Below are 18,232 nucleotides of genomic sequence, written 5' to 3'. Positions count from 1 at the left end.
TGGCTCAGTCGTGGCTCAGTTCGGGGGAGGGGGAGGATAAGGGGGCGGGGCGCAGAGAGTCGACGGCGGCGTCGCGGAAGGCGCGCGACGGGGGAGCGTTGAAGTGGGTGCGGCCGGGGATCTCGAAGAAGGAGGCCTGGGGGGCGGCCGCGGCGAGTGACCGGGAAGCGGCGAGGATGCGATCCTCGCTGCCGGTGGCGAAGAGCAGCGGCTGCGCCGGGGCATTGTCGGCGCTCGGCTGCGGGCCGCCGCGCATGCCCTCGACGAGGGCGACCAGGGCGGCCAGGTCATTGCCCGGCAGCGTCTTCGCCATCTTCAGGTAGACGCCGGTGAGGTGGTCGGTGACCTCGGTTCCGTGTTCGAGGTGGGCGCGGGCATCCGCGATCTGAAAGCGCTTGAGCGGATCGCCGTCGGGGATGCCGCCGAGTACGGCTTGGCTGATGCGGGCGCCGAACGCGCGAGCGGCCGCCCAGCCGACGCGGGCGCCGAGGGAATAGCCCACGTAGCGCGCCTCGCTGATGAGGTAACCGTCGAGCACCAGCTCGACGTCGGCGACGAGTAGCTCCATTGTGTACGCGCTCGCGGAGTGCGGCTTGTCGCTCGCGCCGTGGCCGCGCTGGTCGATCGCGATGACGTGAAAGCCGGCGCGCAGCAGATCACGGGTCCAGCCGGTGGCGTACCAGTTGGCCACCGCACTCGAGGCGAAGCCGTGCACGAGCAACACGGTCGGGTGGGCCGGGTCGCCGAGCTCATAGGTGGCGATCTGCACCCCGTCCGTGCTCGTGACGAACCGGTGGGGTGGTGCGGTGCGCGGGGACATCCGTCTATCACACCACGGATCTATCCCACGCATCTATCTCAGCACGGATGCCCGCGCCCGCGGTTCGCCGCAGCCGCCGGTTCGCGGGAGGATGGGACCATGGCGAATACGACAGACCAGCCCTGGGCGACCAACTATCAGCCGGGAGTGCCGGCCGAGATTCAGCTGCCGACGGAGTCGCTGGTCGATATGCTCGACCGGGCGGTCGCCGAGGCCGGCAGCGCTCCGGCCCTCGAATTCTTCGGCCGCCGCACCAGCTACACCGAGCTCGGCGATCAGATCGACCGCGCCGCCGAAGGCCTGCGCCACCTCGGCGTGCGCGCCGGCGACCGTGTTGCGCTGATTCTGCCGAACTGCCCGCAGCACGTGGTGGCGTTCTATGCGATCCTGCGCCTCGGCGCGGTCGTGGTCGAGCACAATCCCCTCTATACCGCCCCGGAACTGCGGCACCAGTTCGAGGACCACCAGGCCCGCGTGGTGATCACCTGGGACAAGGTAGCGGCAACGGTGCGCGATTTTCCCGCTGACATCGAAATCGACCACGTCGTCGCCGTCAACCTGCTGACCGAGTTCCCCACGGTGAAACGCCTGGCGCTGAGCCTGCCGGTGAAGAGCCTGCGGGCGTCCCGGGCGGCGCTGACAGCGAAGGCCCCCGGGACGATCGCCTGGAAGGACCTGCTCGGCCATGGCCATCTCGACCCCGAGCACCCGCGCCCCGGCGTGCACGACCTCGCGGCGATCCAGTACACCTCCGGCACCACCGGCCGCGCCAAGGGCGCCATGCTCACGCACTTCAACCTGTACTCCAATGCCCTGCAGGGCGAAGCGTGGATGCACGGCGCCGAGTACCGCAAGGAGATCTTCTACGCGATCCTGCCGATGTTCCACGCCTTCGGCCTCACGCTGTACCTGACCTACGGCATCCGCAAGCAGGCGCTGCTCGTGCTGTTTCCGAAGTTTGAGCCGAACATGGTTCTCGACGCCATGAAGAAGTCGCCCGCGACGGTGTACTGCGCGGTGCCGCCGATCTACGAGCGCACTGCCCGCGCAGCCCAGGAGCGCGGCATCTCGCTGCGGTCGTGCAAGTACTGCATCTCGGGGGCGATGAACCTGCCCGACCACGTCGTCGAGCTGTGGGAATCGGTCTCCGGCGGACTGCTCGTCGAGGGCTACGGCATGACCGAGTCCTCCCCGGTCGCCCTCGGCAATCCGTTCCACGCGACCCGGCGGCCGGGAACGATCGGCGTGCCTTTCCCCTCCACTCTGATGAAGGTCGTCGACCTCCACGACCCGAGCATCGAGGTCGCGCCGGGTGAACCCGGCGAGCTGCTGCTCAAGGGCCCGCAGGTGTTCCAGGGCTATTGGAACAACCCCGAAGAGACCGCGGCGGCGCTGCTGCCGGGCGGGTGGCTGCGCACCGGTGACGTCGTCACCGTCGATCCCGACGGGTTCACCACCATCGTCGACAGGGCCAAGGAACTCGTGATCACGGGGGGTTTCAACGTCTCGCCGTCGGAGGTTGAAACCGTGCTGAGGCTGCACCCCTCGGTGGTCGACGCTGCCGTCTTCGGCAAGCCGCTCGAGCGCGGCGGAGAAATGGTCGTCGCGGCCGTGGAGCTCGAGCCCCGCGCGACCCTCGACCAGGAGGCCCTGCGGGAGCACTGCCGTGAACACCTCGCGGCGTACAAGATTCCGCGACGCATCGTTCAGATTGAGAACACTCCGCGCTCGCTTCTGGGCAAGATTCTGCGCAAACAGGTGCGCGAGCAGGTTCTGCCGACGCTCTGAGCGGCGGCTGGCGGCGGCTGGCGGCGGCTGGCGCCGATTAAGCCGCAGAATAGGGATGTGCCCGATGGGCACAGCCCAACGACAGGAGTCACCGGTGACCGAGCACGCAGAACCCATCAGCACCCCAGCCGCAGACAGCACCCCAGCCCCTGACAGCAACGCAGCCGCAGGCCCGAGCGACGCGGTCGTCGACGGCGTTTTCGACCTCGCTCGCGAGGGGCACACCGATCAGTTGGGCCAGATGCTCGATGCGGGCGTGCCGCTCGATCTGCTGAATGGCCGCGGCGACTCGCTGCTCATCGTCGCGAGCTATGCCCAGCACACGGACACCGTGCGCGAGCTGCTGCGGAGGGGCGCGGCGACATCCGTCGTCAACACGATGGGGCAGACCGCGTTGGCCTGCGCCGTTTTTCGCAATAATGAGGCAATTCTGCGGGTTTTGCTCGAAGCGGATGCCGACCCCGACCTCGGCGCGCATCCTGCGGCTCAGATCGCGGATCAGTTTGGCCTGCCGCGCATGCGTGAGGTCATTGAGTCGTTCGGGCCGGTCGGCGCCTAAGACGAGTCTGCTCATTCTGGCGCAGGGACGCCCTGCCCGGTGGCGAATTCAGGAGATCTGCCGGCGGGCAGCGCCACGACCACCGGACCAGTGCCGTGGCGGCGCCGTCACCGGGCAGATCTCCTGAATTGGCCACGTGTGGGCACGTGTGCCCGGATCAGCCGCGCCCGGGTAATGCGCCGATCGCGCCTTCGGTTGCGAAGGCGCGATCGGGTGATGCGGTGTGCGGTGTGTGGTGTGTGGAGCGTGCTGCGGTGGGTTAGACCGCGGCGACCTCGACGGGGGCGGCCTGCTCGGTGGACACGTTCACGAGAACGTCCTTGAGCAGCAGCTCTCCGGCCTCTTCATCGGTCAGGCCCTGCGCGAGGGCGAGCTCGGACACGAGAATCTGGCGGGCCTTTTCGAGCATCCGCTTCTCGCCGGCGGAGACGCCCTTGTCCTGGTCGCGGCGCCACAGGTCGCGCACGACCTCGCTCACGCGATAGACACTGCCGCTGGCCATTTTTTCCTGGTTGGCCTTGTAGCGGCGCGACCAGTTGCCCGGCTCCTCGGTGAACGGGTTCTGCAGAACCTCGTAGACGGCCTGAACACCGGCGGCGTCAATGACGTCGCGCACGCCGACGAGTTCGACGTTGTCAACGGGAAGCTGAATCGTCAGCTCGCTGGTGTGCACGTTGAGGGTCATGAACTGCTTCTCTTCGCCCTTGATCGTGCGGGAGTTGAGGGCCGTGATGGTGACCGCACCGTGGTGCGGGTAAACGAGAGTTTCGCCGACTTCAATATTCATAGAGAGACCGTGTTTTCTGTAGGTGGTGCAGCGGGCAAGTTTGTGAGGGCTGAGGGCTGAGGGCTGAGAGGCTACGGGGCCGCGGGTACTACGTTTGGGCTTCGAGCACCCAGACGGGCAGTAACCCGACCAACTGGTCAACCAGATCGTCGTCGGAGACGTCGAGCTGGCCGCGCATCCAGGCGCTGATCAGGGTGAGGGCGCCACCGGCCACATAGGTCGTGACGAGCTCGACGTTGACATCGTGCGGCACCGAGTGCGGGGCGAGCACCGATTCGAGCATCTGGGTCGCGTAGGCGTCGACGATCTGGTCATAGGCGCTGCGGGTGAGCGGCAGCGCGAGCACGCTGGCGTAGAGCGGAAAGTTCTCGACCATGTGCGCCACGAGTCGGGTGTAGCCGACGCGGGCGGTATTCTCGCCACGGACGACGTTGTGACCGTGCTGCTCGGGACTGCTGAGTTCGGGGACGCTGAGTTCGGAGTTGAGATCGGTGAACTGGGCACGCAGGTATTCGGCGGCGAGAACGTCGAGGCTCGCGAAGTGCGCGTAGAAGGAGCTGCGGCTGATGCCGGCGATGCGCACAATGTCCGGCACGGAAACGGATGCCGACTGGTCGGCAATCAGGGTGCGGATCGCGGTGAAGATGAGCTGCCGGGTGCGTTCGGCACGCGGGTCCGGGGCGGTGCGAACCTCACCAGTGCGCACTTCAGGCGTACGAGCTTCAGGCGTGCGAGATTCAGGCGTGCGAGATTCAGGCGTGCGAGCTTCGATTGGCGTGCTCACGAGGGAGCTGCTTCCGAAGGTCATCAGATCAGTATAGCACTTCTCGGACAGGTGTCCGATAAGCGGGCGGAAGTGGTGTGCTGAGCGTGCTCATCGGTGTTCACGTGGGCCTAGTCTCGAACCATGAATCGTTCCCTCGCACGCGGTCTGGTGGTGCTGCAATTTGTGTTGCTGATCACGCTCATGGTGCTGCCGCACGCATCGCTGTGGCCGCGCGGCGGTGCCGTGTTCGCGGCCGTTATCGCTCTCGCCGCGATCGGGCTGGGCCTCGCCCTGCTCGGTGCTGTTGGCCTCGGTAGGTCACTGACGGCGAGTCCGATTCCGCGTGACAACGCGGCACTGGTCACCTCGGGCGTCTACGCCATCGTACGGAGCCCTATCTATACCGGCCTGATGACCGGCGGGGTCGCGCTCGTGCTGATCGGGGCATCCGTCGGCCATGTACTGGTCTGGGCGGCCCTCGTCGTGTTGCTCGCGGTGAAAACGCGCTGGGAAGAGCAGATGCTGCTCGCAGCGCACCCGGAATACCGGGCCTATGGTGCCCGCGTCGGACGGTTTCTGCCGGGCGTCGGCCGGTTTCGTCGCTGACCGGATTAGCCACTGACCGGATTAGTCGCTGACCGGATTAGCCGCTGACTGCATGGGTCGCTGACTGCGTTCAGGGAATGTCGGCGGGCCAGACCAGTACGACGGCGCCGTCCCTCGTTGCGTGAGTGTCGTCGTGGCCGCTTTGCCTGCGGCAGAGCACCAGGTCGGCGTCGTTGGTGAGGTACGGATCTCGGCAGGACATTGCGTAGCCGGTGTAGTCCATTTCAAGCAGAAGTTCGTCGTCGGTCATGGTTCGATGTTTCTGTGTGGTGCCGCTGGGCCTGGTGCCGCTCGAGCTGTGCGGCAAGCGTAAATCGACCCCGCATCAAACGCGGGAAGACAACACGAGACTTAATCAGGTTGTAACAGTGGTTCCGCGGTCTTGGCGCCGTGGATTCAGGTTCCGAGGTAACGTCCCGGACGATGGTTGAGGGCCAGCACCAGGTTCAGCACGACCGCGCCGGCCGCCGACAGCAGCGCGACGAGCGGGGAGACAACGGTGAGTGCCGCCAACACGATGGCGACATCGAGCACCATCTGCACGTAGCCGGCGCGCCAGCCGAGGCGTTCCTGCACGATGAGGGCCAGAATGTTGAATCCACCGAGACTTGAGCGGTGGCGAAACAGCACGAGCAGCCCGACTCCCACCACGAGGTTGCCGAGAAGCACGCCGTAGACCGGGTTGAGGTCGTCGATCTGCAACATGAGCGGGTGCAGCGACGAGAACAGCGAGACGAGCGCAACCGCTGCGACGGTGCGCAGGGTGAAGTTCCAGCCCTTCTTCCAGATCGCGAGCAGAAAGAACGGCACATTCACGGCGAAGAACAGTACGCCGAAGGGCACGCTTCCCACATAGCTCAGCAGCAGGGCCAGACCCGCGGTGCCTCCCGTGACGGCAGCGCTGGATTTCAGCAGGAACAACCCGAATGAGGCGATCAGGGTTCCGGTCAGAATGCCGAGTACGTCTTCAAGTAGCGAGTGCCGCGGTGCCGCCTGCGGGATCGCGGACGACGCCGCTACCCTTGACGACGACGCATCGTCGGGACCGGGAACGGTGGGATCAGAAACGGTGGGATCAGAAACGGTGGGATCTAGCACTGTGACATTTTCGACGACACCCCGCCTCAGCGCAACTCGACGCCTGCGGTAACGAATTGAGGGCAGGTGTGGTTACCCCGAGTATGACGATTCCGCTCTCCATTCTTGACCTCGCTCCAATCGCCCCCGGGCAGAGCATTCGGCAGAGCCTTGCGGCCAGTGTCGCGCTCGCCCAGACGGCTGAAAAGCACGGCTACACCCGGGTCTGGTACGCCGAGCACCACAACATGCCGACCATTGCGTCGTCGGCGACCAGCGTGCTGGTGGGCCATGTTGCGGGGCAGACCCGCAGCATCCGTCTGGGATCGGGCGGTGTGATGCTGCCCAACCACTCGCCGCTCGCGATCGCCGAGCAGTTCGGTATGCTCGCCGAGCTCTACCCGGACCGCATCGACCTGGGCCTCGGGCGTGCGCCCGGCAGCGACCAGACCACCGCGCGGGCGATGCGCCGTGATCCGCGGGCCTCTGACCAGTTTCCGCAGGACGTGATGGAGCTGCAGGCCTTTCTGCGCGATGAGTCGATCGTGCCAGGCGTGCGTGCGATTCCCGGCGCCGGCACGAATGTGCCCCTGTACATTCTGGGATCCTCGCTGTTCGGAGCCGGCCTCGCCGCCGCGCTCGGCCTGCCCTACGCGTTTGCCTCGCATTTCGCGCCCGACTCGCTGCACGAGGCGATCGCCCTCTACCGGCGTGACTTCGTGCCCTCGGCGCAGCTCGCCGCGCCGCACTTGATCGTGGCGGTCAACGCGATCGCCGCCGATGAGGCAGCGGATGCCGCGGCCCAGTTCACCGTTATGCGTCGCTCGCGGGTGCGCGCCATGATGGCACGCGGCCCCGCGGCGCCCGAGTACACCGATGCGCAGATTGACGATTTTCTCACCACCCCGAACGGACACCAGATCGCCAACATGATGCGCTACACCGCGGTCGGCACGTCCGACGAGGTGGGCGAGTATCTGCGCGACTTCGCGGCGGCGACCGGAGCGGACGAGCTGATTATCGCGCACGCGTCGCAGCACATTGAGGCGCGGCTGCGATCGGTGGCGCTGACGGCTCAGGCGATGGCGCAGCCGGCGCTCGCGGATGCGGGCGTCTAGTCTGGCCACATGACCCCGGATGCGCTCGTCGACCTCTGCCTGAGCCTGCCGCAGGCGGTGGAGACATTTCCGTTCGGCGAGGAGATCAGTGTCTTCAAAACGAGCGGCAACGGCAAGATCTTCGCGCTGAGCGCGCTCGCGGGCGACCCATTCACGGTCTCGCTCAAGTGCGACCCGGAGGAGAGCCGGGCGCTGCGCGAGGAGTTTGCGGGGCACATCATGCCGGGTTACCACCTGAATAAGAAGCACTGGATCACGGTGGTGCTCGACGGGGCCGTGTCCGACGGTGGTGTTGTCGACGGCGGTGTTGTCGACGGTGGCGGTGTTGTCGACGGTGGCGGTGTTGGCGACGGTGGGGTGCCGCACGAGCTGGTCGAGCAGCTGGTGCGCGACAGCCACGCCCTCGTGCGCCCCAAGATGCCGCGCGCCCGCTGACCCACCGCTGCCCGTGCTGCCCGTGCTGCCCGTGCTGGCCGTGCTGGCCGTGGTGCCCGTGGGTTGAGTCGCGGAGATCGTGCCCTCGTGGGCGACATGAAGGTGCGAAGTCCGCGATTGAGTGCCGCGGCCGTCGTGGGGCGCACGATCCGGACGCTGCCGCGACCGAGCCCGGACGTTGCCCGGGATCATCCCCTAACAGCACCTCAGACGAAAGTGCCCTGTGCACAACCCCCGTGACCCGAGCGAATCGCGCCAGTGTGGTGGCATGACCGCACGCATCCTGCTTCCCGCCGACCTGTTCGGCAGACCGTTCCGCATCAGCGCCGGCGTCAGTGCCGGCGCTGGCCGGTCACGGCTCAACGGTGGTGATCTCGCCAGGCCACTGTGGGGCATCCGCTCGGGGGAGCCGTTCGGTCACACAACCGCCGAGTTCTGCCGTGCTCTGGGACCCCGGTTGTCGCCCGACTCCTTCTTCAGCCACCAGACTGCGGCACAGCTGCTCGGCGTTCCGCTGCCGGCGCGGCATGAACGGGCGCGACCGCTGCACGTCAGCGTTGCCGTTCCGGGGCGGCCGATGGATGCTCGGGATGTGATCGGCCACCTGCTGAGCATTACCGCCGACGAGATTGTGCTCTGGCGCGACCTGCCGATCACAGGGCCGGCCCGCACCTGGCTCGACCTCGCGGCGGTGCTCAACCTGGCCGATCTCGTCGCCGCGGGGGACTACCTGTTGTACTGGCGGCATCCGCTCACGACGATTGCTGCGCTGACGGATGCCTTGGCGCGTTATCCGAGTCGCCGCGGCTTGGTCATGGCCCGCCGCGCCCTGCCTTTGCTGCGGGACCGCGCCGAATCGCGAAGGGAATCGAAGCTGCGTGTGTTCATCGTCGAAGCTTGATTGCCTGAGCCCGAGTGCAACGGCGACATCTACGATCCCCAGGGGGTGTTCCTGGCCCGCGGTGACCTCGTGTATCGCGACTATCGGTCACTTCTTGAGTATCAGGGGGACTACCACCGCACCGATCGGGGGCAGTGGCGCCGCGATATCCGTCGCCTGGGCCGGCTGGAAGACAACGATTGGCACATGCACCAGTTCACCGACGATGACCTCGCCGCCCCCGTCGAGCTCGTGAGTCGCATCGAGCGGCGCCTACGGGCTCGCGGCTGGTTGGGTGTGCGCGGTCAGGTGAGTTAGCCCGCAAGAGGACGCCGCGCGCGGGTGAGTAGCGGAGGGGAGCCTGGGGCGAGGTCGGTGCGGTGCGCACGGGCTTGAGTCGCGGACTTCGTGCCTTCGTGTGGGGGTGAGGGTGCGAAGTCCGCGACTCGACGGCCGTTACGTCAGCAACGCAATCAGGGTCTCGCGGGCGCCGACCGTGTGCAGCAGCTCGAGCGCCCGGTCGTAGGCCGCCACAAACGTCGCGTTGTCGACGAGGTCGCCGAAGAGATCGCGGTCGTTCAGGAACGAGTGCCGATCAGCGGCGAACCCGGCGGCGTTGGCCATGACGCGCTCCCTGAGGCGGTCGGCGACCTCGATAGGCTGACCCTGCTCATCCGTTCCCTCCGCGTACCGAGCCCAGCTCGCCACGATTGCTGCCGACAGCTCGACCGACCGCCCGGCCTCCAGCTGGTCGACGATCACGGGCACGAGCCACTTCGGGATGCGGTCAGAGGACTCGTTGCAGAGCCGGGCGACGGTGTCGCGCACGTTCGGGTTCGAGAACCGGGCGATGAGATCGCTCTTGTACGCCTCGAGGTCGATGCCGGGAACCGGCTTGAGCGTGGGGGAACCCTCGTCGTCCATGTAGGCGCGCAGGAACCCGGAAATCAACGGGTCGCCGGCGGCGTCGTGCACGAGCCGGTATCCCATCAAGTGAGCGAAATAGCAGAGCCCCTGGTGGCTGGCGTTGAGCAGACGCAGTTTCATGAGCTCGTAGGGCTCGACGTCGGCGACGAGCTGGGTACGCACCTGCTCGTAGGGCGGGCGGCCGTCGGTGAACGAGTCCTGCAGCACCCACTGGAAGAACGGCTCGCAGACGACAGGCCAGGCGTCGACGACGCCGAAGGTCTCGGTGACGAGGTCCCGGTCGGCATCCGTCGTGCCGGGGGTGATGCGGTCGACCATGCTGCTGGGAAAGCTGACGTTTGCGTCGATCCAGGCGGCGAGTTCGGCGTCGCGGGCGGTCGCGAAGGCGACGAAGGTGCGGTGGGCCACCTCGCCGTTGTTCTGCAGGTTGTCGCACGACATGACCGTGAACGGGGTCACGCCGCGGTCGCGGCGGCGGCGCAGGGCCTCGACGGTGATGCCGAAGACCGTTGCGGGCGCGGCGCCGGGCACCAGGTCGGCCACAACCAGCGGGTTGCCAAGATCGAAAGCCCCGGTCACGGGGTTGATGTTGTAGCCGCCCTCGGTCACGGTGAGCGAGACGATCTTGACGGCGGGGCTGGACATCCGCTCGATGACGGCTTCAACGTCGTCGGGGGCGAACATGTAGTCGTTGATCGAGCCGATGACGCGGCCCTCGAGGTGGCCGTCGGAGTGCTTCTCGACCAGGGTATAGAGGCCGTTCTGGGCCGCCATGACGTCGCGCATGTGTGCGTCGCCCGGCAGCACGCCGACGCCGCAGATGGCCCAGTCGCGGGCGAGGGCCTGCGTCACCGGGTCGTCGCTGCTCAGCAGGTCGTCGATCATGAGGGCCTGATGCGCGCGGTGGAAGCCGCCGACGCCGAAGTGCATGATGCCGGCGGTCAGCCCGGTGCGGTCGTAGGCGGGAACCCGCACGGTGGCGGCGAGGGCGGGCAGGGCATCCGTCGTGAGGGCGATGCCGGCCGACAGAGTGGGTGTGGTGGGTGTGGCGAGTGTGGTCACGATGGGTCTCGATTCGGTTGTGCGAGGTGAGTTGTGCGAGGTGACGGGAAGGGGTCAGCGCTGCAGTGCGTCAGCTGGCGCAGCATCATTCAGCGGGATGCGGGCCGGCATGCCGTGAAAGCCGGGCTGCGTGCCGCGCAAGACGGATGCCATCACCGCGGCCACGAGGTACAGCACGGCAAAGAGCACCACGAGGCCGAACGCGCCGAGGGTGCCGTAGAGCAGGGCGACGAGCAGCGGGCCGGCGAAGACGGCCGCTCCGATGCCGAGGTTGTAGGAGCTCATTGCGGCGCCGGGCTGTTGCGGGGCGAGCGACACGGCGATCGCGGAGAGCGGAACGAAGCCGGCCAGACCGATGCCGAAGATCGCGCCGACGATGAGGGTGAGGCCGTAGGCGAAGGGCCAGCCCTGGCCGATGGCGTAGACCGGCACGACGTAGAGGCCGATCATCGAGACGGCGCAGAGCACGGCGCCGAACCAGGTGACCGTGCGGCTCCAGCCGAACCGGTCGCCGAGCGCGCCGAAGACGAGGTTGAAGGGGATGTTCACCGCGTAGATGACGGTGGTGAGAATGAGGAACTGGCCGATCGTCCAGTCGAACCGGTCGACGAACAGGGCCGGGAAGAAGATCGCCATGCCGTAGGTGGGGATCGAATTGATCATGCGGGTGAGCATGACGAGCAGGACCTTGGGCTTCGTGGCGAGCAGTGTCAGGCCGTAGGTGAGCACCTTGACGACCTCCTCGGGGTTGTCGACGAGGGGCTTACGGCCGATCTTCTCCTTGACCCCGATGAAGGCCACGAGAGCGCCGATCACGACGAGAACGAGGGAGACCCAGAGGGTTTCATACATGGACAGGTGGAAGAGGTCGAGGGCGCCGGTCGCGACGAGCGCGCCGAGGGTGGGCAGGCCCGCGGTGAAGGCCACGTAGAACCAGCCGATGGAGCTCGCGAGGTGCTTCGGGTTGGCGGTCGCAGTGATCCAGACGAGAAAGCCGTAGGCGAAGAAGGGATAGCCGAAGCCGCGCAGGCCGTAGGTGATGAAGATGAGCATGACGTTGCTCGAGGTGAGGGCCACGGTGAGAAACAGCAGATTGAAGACGACCCAGATGCCGGCGCCGATCATCATGACGCGGCGCGGTCCCCAGAGGTCCGAGAGGGCGGCGGAGAGGAATGCCGCGATTGCCACGGCAACGCCGTAAACGGTGACGAGGGTGCCGACGAGGGGAATGGTGAATCCGTGGTCACCGGTGAGGAACGGAGCGAGAATGTTGGTCTCGACGCCGTCGCCAATCATGAACAGGGCCAGTCCGATGTACCCCCACAGCAGCGGGCGTGGCAGACCGAGCCGCTCGAGCAGCCCCTCCCTGCGTGGTGCTGAGCGGGTCGTGCCTGGGTGGGTGAGAGCCGGAGCTGCCATTCTTCGCGTCCTTACGATGGTCCAGTGATCACGATGTACCAGTGATCGAGCGAACCCAAACTAACACACGATCTTTCATATTTAACACGCACCTTGATAGATAATGGCGTCATGGCCGCGGATGTCGCATCCGATTTAACAAGACCGGTGCAGCCATCTATCATTACGCTTATGAAGCTTGCCCACGTCAATGACGACGACACCCCCGATACACCCGCGTCCGCTGACTCCCGTGACGGACTCACCGCCCCCGTGCGCCGCAGCGAACTGGTGCGCCACATCGAGGCGCACGGCCCGGTGCGCCTCGAAGAACTCGTCGACATGTTCCGAGTCAGCGCGATGACCATTCACCGTGACCTCGACTACCTCGCTCGCGAGGGTCTCATCGAACGGGTGCGCGGTGGGGCGCGAGCGAAGCCGCATCCGTTTGCCGAACAGGATGTACGCCTGCGCCGCGTGACCCGCGTCGCCCTCAAGAACGCCCTCGCCGCCGAGGCAGCACTGCTGATCCGGCCCGGCGACGTCGTGGCCTTCGACGACTCGACGACGGTTGCCGCGATGCTTGCCCACCTCGGCGAGCGGGCACCGAGCGCGGTGGTCACCCACGCGCTCGGGCTGATGCGAGAACTGACCCTGACGCATCCGCAGATCACCCTCGTGGGCCTCGGCGGCCAATACGTGCTCGAGACGGACTCGTTCCTCGGTGCCGTCGTGGTCGAACAGCTCAGCAGGGTGTCGGCCGACGTGGTCTTCGTGTCGACGACCGCCCTCAAGAACGACGCCCTGTTTCACCCGGATGCCGCGGCTGCCGAAACGAAACGGGCCCTGCTGGCGCGGGCCGACCGCACGGTGCTGCTACTCGATGACACCAAGTTCGAGGGCAAGGGGCTGTACCACGTGGCCGACCTGGCCGACTTCGACGATGTGGTCGTCAACGCCGAACTCGCGCCGGAGCACCGGGCGAGCCTCGACGCCCTCGCGGCACGCGTGCCCACCCTGCAGATTCACTACGTGTCCGCCCCGACCGGGGGCTAATTCAGGAAAAGTCGTCGACATCGCGGGAATCGGCCGGATTTCGACAAGCGGATGCCCGTTCTTCCTGAATTAGCCACGGGCGTGACGCAGCCCGGGGTGGGAGAGCGGGGGTGGCGAAGCCGGCGGGGCTAGATCAGGCCCTCGGCGGTGAGCCACTCGGTGGCGACGTCGCGCGGCTCTTCGCCGTCATTGTCGACCTGGCCGTTGAGCTCGGTGATGACCTCGCTCGTGAGCGCGGCGCTGATCGGCGCCATGATCGACTCGATCGCCGGGTTCTCGTCGAGGGTCTCCTGACGCAGCGTGAGCGCGCCCTGGTACTGCACGAAGAAGCCCAGGTCGTCGCTCAGCACGGCCAGGTCGTTGGAGACGATGCGGGCATCCGTCGAGAAGACCTCGCCGAAGTTGCAGGATTCGCCGACCTGCGTGTAGATCAGGTTGAGGTCGAGCTGCACGACCTCGGAGAACTCGAAGCCGTAGGCGCCCTGCAGGCCGGGGAGTCCGTCGTCGCGGTTGATGAACTCGGCGGCGGCGCAGACGGCCGACTCGGCCGGGTTGGCCTCGATGTAGGCGGCGGCGTCGCTCATCGTGACGAGGTCGTTGTCCTCGGCGAAGGCCGTGGGAACGGCGATCCGGTAGGTGTTCTCGAAGGGGGCCGGCTCGAGCCAGGCCACACCGTTGGCGGCGTCGGCCTCGGCGACGGCGGCGTAGAGGTCATCCGGAACGTCTTCGGTGCTGTTGCCGAGAATGTTCACCCAGCCGGTGCCGGTGTAATCCCAGTACAGGTCGATCTCGTCGCTGACGAGGGCCTCACGCACGGTGGCGCTGCCCGAGATGCCGGTGCGGTCGTCGATGCTCGCTCCGGCATTTTCGAGGGCGACGGATGCGATCTGCCCCAGCAGAATGGATTCGGTGAACTCCTTGGAACCCACCGCGAGCTCGACACCGGCGAGTTCGCCGGTTCCGGTCGCCGTGTCGGTGTCGGCGACGCCGCATCCGCTGAGCAGAACGGCCATGCCGGCACCGAATGCCGTGAGAAGGGTGGCCTTGGTCTTCATGTTTCTTCTTTCGTAGGGTGGGGCGTTACAGGCGGTGGGGCATGACAGGCTGTGGGGCATGACAGGCTGTGGGGCGTTACAGTCCGGTGGGGCGCAGGAAATCTTCGGCCAGGCCGGCCAGGTAATCGATCAGCAGGGCCAGTACCGCGGTGAGCACGGCGCCGACGACCTGCACGAGCACCCGATTGGTGCTGAGACCGGCGACGATGACGTCGCCGAGCCCGCCGGCGTTGATGTAAGTCGTGAGGGTCGCGGTGCCGACGTTGATGACGAGGGCCGTGCGCACCCCGGCGAGGATGATCGGCACGGACAGCGGCAGTTCGAGGTGGCGCAGCACGCCGAAGGCGGACATGCCCATTCCCCGGCCCGCCTCGAGCACGGACTCGTCGACCTGCTCGAGGCCGACCATCGTGTTGAGCAGCACGGGGATGATCGCGTACAGCACGAGGCCGACAACGGCGGCCTGAAACCCGAGAAACAGAAACGCGACGGCGAGCAGCACGAGCACCGCGATCGTCGGAACCGCCTGCGCGAGGGTGAGCAGGGTCAGCAGATAGGGGCGCAGGCGGCGGGCGAACGGCCGGGTCAGCAGCACGCCGAGCGGCACGGCGATGGCCAACGTGATGACCGTCGAGACGGCCGTCAGCTGCAGGTGCTGCCACACGGCGGTGCCGAGCGCGGTTGCGGTGAGAGCCCGGGACTCGATCGAATCGAGCTGCTGCGCGGTCACGTAGAGGTATAAGCCGAGGCAGACGAGGGCAAGAATCGCGGGCATCGCGAGGTAGCCGGCGAGCGAGCGGCGCGGCGCGTGCAACGGCTCGGGCGCGAGCCGTTCCGGAGTCAGAACGAGGGTGCTCACGAGCCGATCACCGGGGTGCCGGCCGGGTCTTCCGTGAAGCGGGCACGCGCCCGGGCGACGGCCGCGGCGCGCATCGAGCGGATGGCGTCGGTGATCTGATCGATATCGACCACGCCCTGGTAGACCCCGTGGGCATCGACGACGATGCTGACGCTGAACCGTGCGGTGATCAGCTCGTTGAGCGCGTCGCTGAGGGTTGCGTGCGGTTCCACGACGGCCTCGGGCACGAGCCCGATCTGATCGAGGGGGCTGCCGGGGTGGCGGTCGAGGTCGTCGGGAGCGACCCAGCGGCGGGGGCGCCCGGCGTCATCGAGCACGAGCACCGCGCCCTTGTCAGAGCGGCGCAGCACGTCGAGCAGCTCGGCATTGTCGGCGCCTACCCGCACGGTGGGCCACTGCGTGAGGGTGATGTCCGAGACGTGGCTGAGGTCGAGGCGCTTGAGCGAGGCGCCGCGTCCGATGAAGTCCGACACGAAATCACTCGCCGGTGCGGTGAGAATCTGCTCAGGAGTGTCGTACTGGGCGATCTGCGACGGCCCCTGCAGAATCGCGATTCGGTCGCCCATCTTCAGGGCCTCGTCGATGTCGTGGGTGACGAAGACGATGGTCTTGCGCACCTCGCGCTGCAGGCGTAGAAATTCGTTCTGCAGGCGGTCGCGGGTGATCGGGTCGATCGCGCCGAAGGGTTCGTCCATCAGCATGACGTCGGGGTTGGCTCCGAGCGCGCGTGCCACGCCGACCCGCTGGCGCTGGCCGCCGGAGAGTTGCTTCGGGTAGCGGTCGCGGAAGGTCTCGGGCGCCATGTTGACCATGGTGAGCAGCTCGTCGACGCGAGCGGCCACGCGGGCCTTGTCCCAGCCGAGGAGTTTCGGTACCGTCGCGACGTTTTCACCGATGGTCTGGTGCGGAAACAGCCCGACCTGTTGAATGACGTAGCCGATGCGGCGGCGCAGGGCGTCGGGGTCGGTGGTCGTGACGTCGTCCCCGTCGAGGATGATGCGGCCCGAGGTGGGCTCCACGATGCGGTTGATCATCTTCATCGTGGTGGTTTTGCCGCATCCGCTCGGCCCGACCAGTACGACGATTTCACCCTCGTAGATGTCGAGCGAGAGGTTGGAGACGGCATCCGTCTTCTGGCCGGGGAAGCGTTTGGAGAGGTTCTCGAGGCGGATCATGACCTTGCCGGTGCCGGGGGTGCCGGCGGGGCTGCTGTTGCTCGGGGTCATCGGATTCCTTCGGACGTGGTGAGCTTGCGGATGACGTAGAAGAGCACGTCGAAGAGCACGGCGAGAACGACCACGCCGAGGGTGCCGGCGAGCACGAGGTTCACGGCGACCGGGGTGCCGACCCGGGCGAGGCCGGTGAAGATGAGGTCGCCGTAGCCCGGTCCGAGCACAATCGATCCGATCGCGGCGATACCGAGCAGCACGAGCGTCGTGACGCGCACGCCCGTGATGATGACCGGCCAGGCGAGGGGCAGCTCGATCTGGCGCAGAACCTGGCCCCGGCTCATGCCCATGCCGAGGGCCGCCTCGACGATGGCCGGGTCGACCTCGCGCAGGCCGGTGATGGTGTTGCGCACGATCGGCAGCAGCCCATAGAGGGTGAGGGCGACGACGACCGGCAGAAAACCGAGGCCGAGCGGCCCGATCAGCAGGATGAACAGTGCGAACGAAGGGATGGTGAGGAATGCCCCGGTCACGGCGAGAATCGCCTCACGGGAGCGCGGCTGCCGGTAGCTTGCGACACCGAGTCCAACGCCGATTATCGTGGCGAGCAAGACCGAGGCCCCGACGACGGCCGCGTGTTCGAGGCCGAGTTCGAGCATGTCGTCCCCGCGGTTGATCAGGAATTCGACGAAGTCCATGCTGGTCCTTTCGCCCGTGAGCCTGTGTCTGCCGGCCACGCCAGGCGAAGAGAAGATGCGCAAGAACCGCATCCGTAGTACTTAAAGGCTGCAAGCCCGTCTGTAATCTTAGCGCACGGGCATGAATCATTCCCCGGGCCGTTCGCGGACTAGCGGAAATCGGCGGCGTGCAGCTTGGCGACCTCGAGCAGGGTCGCCTGGAAGGCGACCTCGGCGGCCGCGCGCACCCGGTCGTGCCGGTGTGCGAGCAGAATTCGCCGCGACGGCGCGGTCGTGCCCAGCGATACGATCGTTACCCCGGGATGCTTGTTGACCACCGCCGTGCGCGGCGCCAATGCGACGCCGAGTCCCGCGCTCACCATCGCCTGTGCTTCCTGGTAGTCGTTCGCGCGGAAGGCGATCCGGGGAGTGAAGCCAGCGGCCTGGCAACTGCGTTGCAGCACCTCGACCACGGGGTGGTTGTCGCCGCGAACGATCCATTCCTGGGACGCGAGTTCGGCCATTTTGATGTGCTTGCGTCGGGCCAGCGGATGCTCCTTCGCCACGATCAGCGCCGTCGCGTCGTCAAAGACCTGGGTCAGGGAAAATCGCTCGGGGTCGATGCGGTTCCACTCGTAGTCCCAGAGCAGCGACAGTCCGACCTGCCCGCTTTCGAGCATCTCGATGAGGTGCTCGAAGCGGCTGCTGCGCACGTCGAGGTCGATGGCGGGGTACTGCTTGCGGAAGGTGTTGATGACAATGGGCAGAAATGACCCCCCGAGGGTGGGAAATGTGCCCAGAGCGAGGTTGCCGCGCCCGAGTCCGGCGATCTCGGCGAGATCGGCCTCGGCCGCGTTCATCTGGCGCAGGATCTTGCGGGCATGGGCCGCCAGCACGTGGCCGGCCTCGGTGGGGATCATTCCGCGGGTCTGCCGCTGCAGAAGGGGCTGGCCGATTTCCTGCTCGAGGCGTCGCAGCTGCTGCGAGACCCCCGAGGGGGAGTAGCCCAATTTGTCTGCCGCGGCCGTGATGGATCCAAGTTCGACGACATCGAGCAGCAGCGCGAGTCTTTTGATGTCCAGCATGCGTCTCCGGTATGAAGTGATACTTCAGGGTATTGAACAAAGGTACAGCATCATTGCAGTCCCCTTTATCGCGCTGATTCCGGAGTCCTTCGCCGGAATCGCCCGGAA

Annotated in this window: 21 protein-coding genes; 9 read left to right on the top strand and 12 right to left on the bottom strand. The window is 66.7% G+C overall.

Translation table 11 applies throughout. From position 1 onward, the window contains the following. Positions 1-4: 4 nt before the first annotated feature. Positions 5-820, bottom strand: a complete 816-nt coding sequence (locus E3T55_RS04960; protein ID WP_134518460.1) for an alpha/beta fold hydrolase — start codon at positions 818-820, stop codon at positions 5-7. A gap of 99 nt (positions 821-919) precedes the next feature. Here E3T55_RS04960 and E3T55_RS04955 point away from each other — a divergent pair, with 99 nt between their 5' ends. Together E3T55_RS04955 and E3T55_RS04950 are read left to right on the top strand one after the other, a co-directional pair. Further along, positions 920-2,608 (top strand): long-chain-fatty-acid--CoA ligase, encoded by a 1,689-nt coding sequence (locus tag E3T55_RS04955; protein WP_134518459.1) that lies wholly within the window; start codon positions 920-922, stop codon positions 2,606-2,608. A gap of 94 nt (positions 2,609-2,702) precedes the next feature. Further along, complete coding sequence (locus tag E3T55_RS04950; RefSeq protein WP_198418513.1) at positions 2,703-3,167, top strand: ankyrin repeat domain-containing protein; 465 nt, start codon at positions 2,703-2,705, stop codon at positions 3,165-3,167. Positions 3,168-3,426: 259 nt separating this feature from the next. Here the strand turns inward: E3T55_RS04950 and E3T55_RS04945 are convergent, their stop codons facing one another. After that, the gene (locus tag E3T55_RS04945; protein ID WP_134518457.1) at positions 3,427-3,954 is read right to left on the bottom strand and encodes a CarD family transcriptional regulator; all 528 of its coding nucleotides are present in this window, start codon (positions 3,952-3,954) and stop codon (positions 3,427-3,429) included. An 88-nt stretch (positions 3,955-4,042) separates the two neighbouring features. Further along, positions 4,043-4,660: a TetR/AcrR family transcriptional regulator gene (locus E3T55_RS04940; RefSeq protein ID WP_166791680.1), complete on the bottom strand. Its 618-nt coding sequence runs from the start codon at positions 4,658-4,660 to the stop codon at positions 4,043-4,045. On the opposite strand from E3T55_RS04940, the gene E3T55_RS21150 reads away from it, so the two are divergent. Then, positions 4,565-4,822 (top strand): pentapeptide repeat-containing protein, encoded by a 258-nt coding sequence (locus E3T55_RS21150; protein ID WP_420897970.1) that lies wholly within the window; start codon positions 4,565-4,567, stop codon positions 4,820-4,822. The two genes, E3T55_RS04940 and E3T55_RS21150, sit on opposite strands and share 96 nt — an antisense overlap. Positions 4,823-4,861: 39 nt before the next feature. Next, complete coding sequence (locus E3T55_RS04935) at positions 4,862-5,326, top strand: methyltransferase family protein (protein WP_134518455.1); 465 nt, start codon at positions 4,862-4,864, stop codon at positions 5,324-5,326. 70 nt (positions 5,327-5,396) lie between these two features. Here E3T55_RS04935 and E3T55_RS04930 read toward each other — a convergent pair whose 3' ends face one another. Then, positions 5,397-5,576, bottom strand: a complete 180-nt coding sequence (locus E3T55_RS04930) for a hypothetical protein (protein ID WP_134518454.1) — start codon at positions 5,574-5,576, stop codon at positions 5,397-5,399. Between the two features lie 146 nt (positions 5,577-5,722). Then, positions 5,723-6,424 (bottom strand): YitT family protein, encoded by a 702-nt coding sequence (locus E3T55_RS04925; protein ID WP_134518453.1) that lies wholly within the window; start codon positions 6,422-6,424, stop codon positions 5,723-5,725. Positions 6,425-6,507: 83 nt separating this feature from the next. On the opposite strand from E3T55_RS04925, the gene E3T55_RS04920 reads away from it, so the two are divergent. The 4 genes from E3T55_RS04920 (at position 6,508) to E3T55_RS04905 (ending at position 9,154) form a co-directional block, all read left to right on the top strand. After that, positions 6,508-7,521 (top strand): LLM class flavin-dependent oxidoreductase, encoded by a 1,014-nt coding sequence (locus E3T55_RS04920; RefSeq protein WP_134518505.1) that lies wholly within the window; start codon positions 6,508-6,510, stop codon positions 7,519-7,521. A 9-nt stretch (positions 7,522-7,530) separates the two neighbouring features. Beyond that, positions 7,531-7,956 carry an MmcQ/YjbR family DNA-binding protein gene (locus tag E3T55_RS04915; protein ID WP_134518452.1) on the top strand — a complete coding sequence of 142 codons (426 nt, stop codon included), beginning with the start codon at positions 7,531-7,533 and terminating at the stop codon, positions 7,954-7,956. A 268-nt stretch (positions 7,957-8,224) separates the two neighbouring features. Continuing rightward, positions 8,225-8,857 carry a hypothetical protein gene (locus E3T55_RS04910; protein WP_134518451.1) on the top strand — a complete coding sequence of 211 codons (633 nt, stop codon included), beginning with the start codon at positions 8,225-8,227 and terminating at the stop codon, positions 8,855-8,857. Then, complete coding sequence (locus tag E3T55_RS04905; protein ID WP_134518450.1) at positions 8,858-9,154, top strand: hypothetical protein; 297 nt, start codon at positions 8,858-8,860, stop codon at positions 9,152-9,154. It abuts the gene before it with no gap. A gap of 138 nt (positions 9,155-9,292) precedes the next feature. Here E3T55_RS04905 and E3T55_RS04900 read toward each other — a convergent pair whose 3' ends face one another. Beyond that, positions 9,293-10,825, bottom strand: coding sequence for a mannitol dehydrogenase family protein (locus E3T55_RS04900; RefSeq protein ID WP_478213435.1), 1,533 nt, complete (start codon positions 10,823-10,825; stop codon positions 9,293-9,295). Between the two features lie 54 nt (positions 10,826-10,879). Continuing rightward, positions 10,880-12,244, bottom strand: coding sequence for an MFS transporter (locus E3T55_RS04895; RefSeq protein ID WP_134518449.1), 1,365 nt, complete (start codon positions 12,242-12,244; stop codon positions 10,880-10,882). Positions 12,245-12,415: 171 nt separating this feature from the next. On the opposite strand from E3T55_RS04895, the gene E3T55_RS04890 reads away from it, so the two are divergent. Then, complete coding sequence (locus E3T55_RS04890; protein WP_166791679.1) at positions 12,416-13,279, top strand: DeoR/GlpR family DNA-binding transcription regulator; 864 nt, start codon at positions 12,416-12,418, stop codon at positions 13,277-13,279. A 128-nt stretch (positions 13,280-13,407) separates the two neighbouring features. Here E3T55_RS04890 and E3T55_RS04885 read toward each other — a convergent pair whose 3' ends face one another. From E3T55_RS04885 to E3T55_RS04865, 5 genes are all read right to left on the bottom strand, one after another. After that, positions 13,408-14,334, bottom strand: a complete 927-nt coding sequence (locus tag E3T55_RS04885) for an ABC transporter substrate-binding protein (RefSeq protein WP_166791678.1) — start codon at positions 14,332-14,334, stop codon at positions 13,408-13,410. A gap of 76 nt (positions 14,335-14,410) precedes the next feature. Next, complete coding sequence (locus E3T55_RS04880; protein ID WP_241992873.1) at positions 14,411-15,193, bottom strand: ABC transporter permease; 783 nt, start codon at positions 15,191-15,193, stop codon at positions 14,411-14,413. Further along, on the bottom strand, positions 15,190-16,419 hold the full coding sequence (locus E3T55_RS04875; protein WP_134518446.1) for a betaine/proline/choline family ABC transporter ATP-binding protein: 1,230 nt from the start codon (positions 16,417-16,419) through the stop codon (positions 15,190-15,192). Before E3T55_RS04875 ends, E3T55_RS04880 begins: the two co-directional genes overlap by 4 nt. After that, on the bottom strand, positions 16,416-17,060 hold the full coding sequence (locus E3T55_RS04870) for an ABC transporter permease (RefSeq protein WP_134518445.1): 645 nt from the start codon (positions 17,058-17,060) through the stop codon (positions 16,416-16,418). Before E3T55_RS04870 ends, E3T55_RS04875 begins: the two co-directional genes overlap by 4 nt. 149 nt (positions 17,061-17,209) lie before the next feature. Further along, positions 17,210-18,124, bottom strand: a complete 915-nt coding sequence (locus E3T55_RS04865) for a LysR family transcriptional regulator (protein WP_134518444.1) — start codon at positions 18,122-18,124, stop codon at positions 17,210-17,212. Positions 18,125-18,232 lie beyond the last annotated feature (108 nt).

The organism is Cryobacterium frigoriphilum (assembly GCF_004403305.1).
GTDB classification, from domain to species: domain Bacteria; phylum Actinomycetota; class Actinomycetes; order Actinomycetales; family Microbacteriaceae; genus Cryobacterium; species Cryobacterium frigoriphilum.
This window is presented reverse-complemented; position numbering and strand designations above follow the sequence as displayed.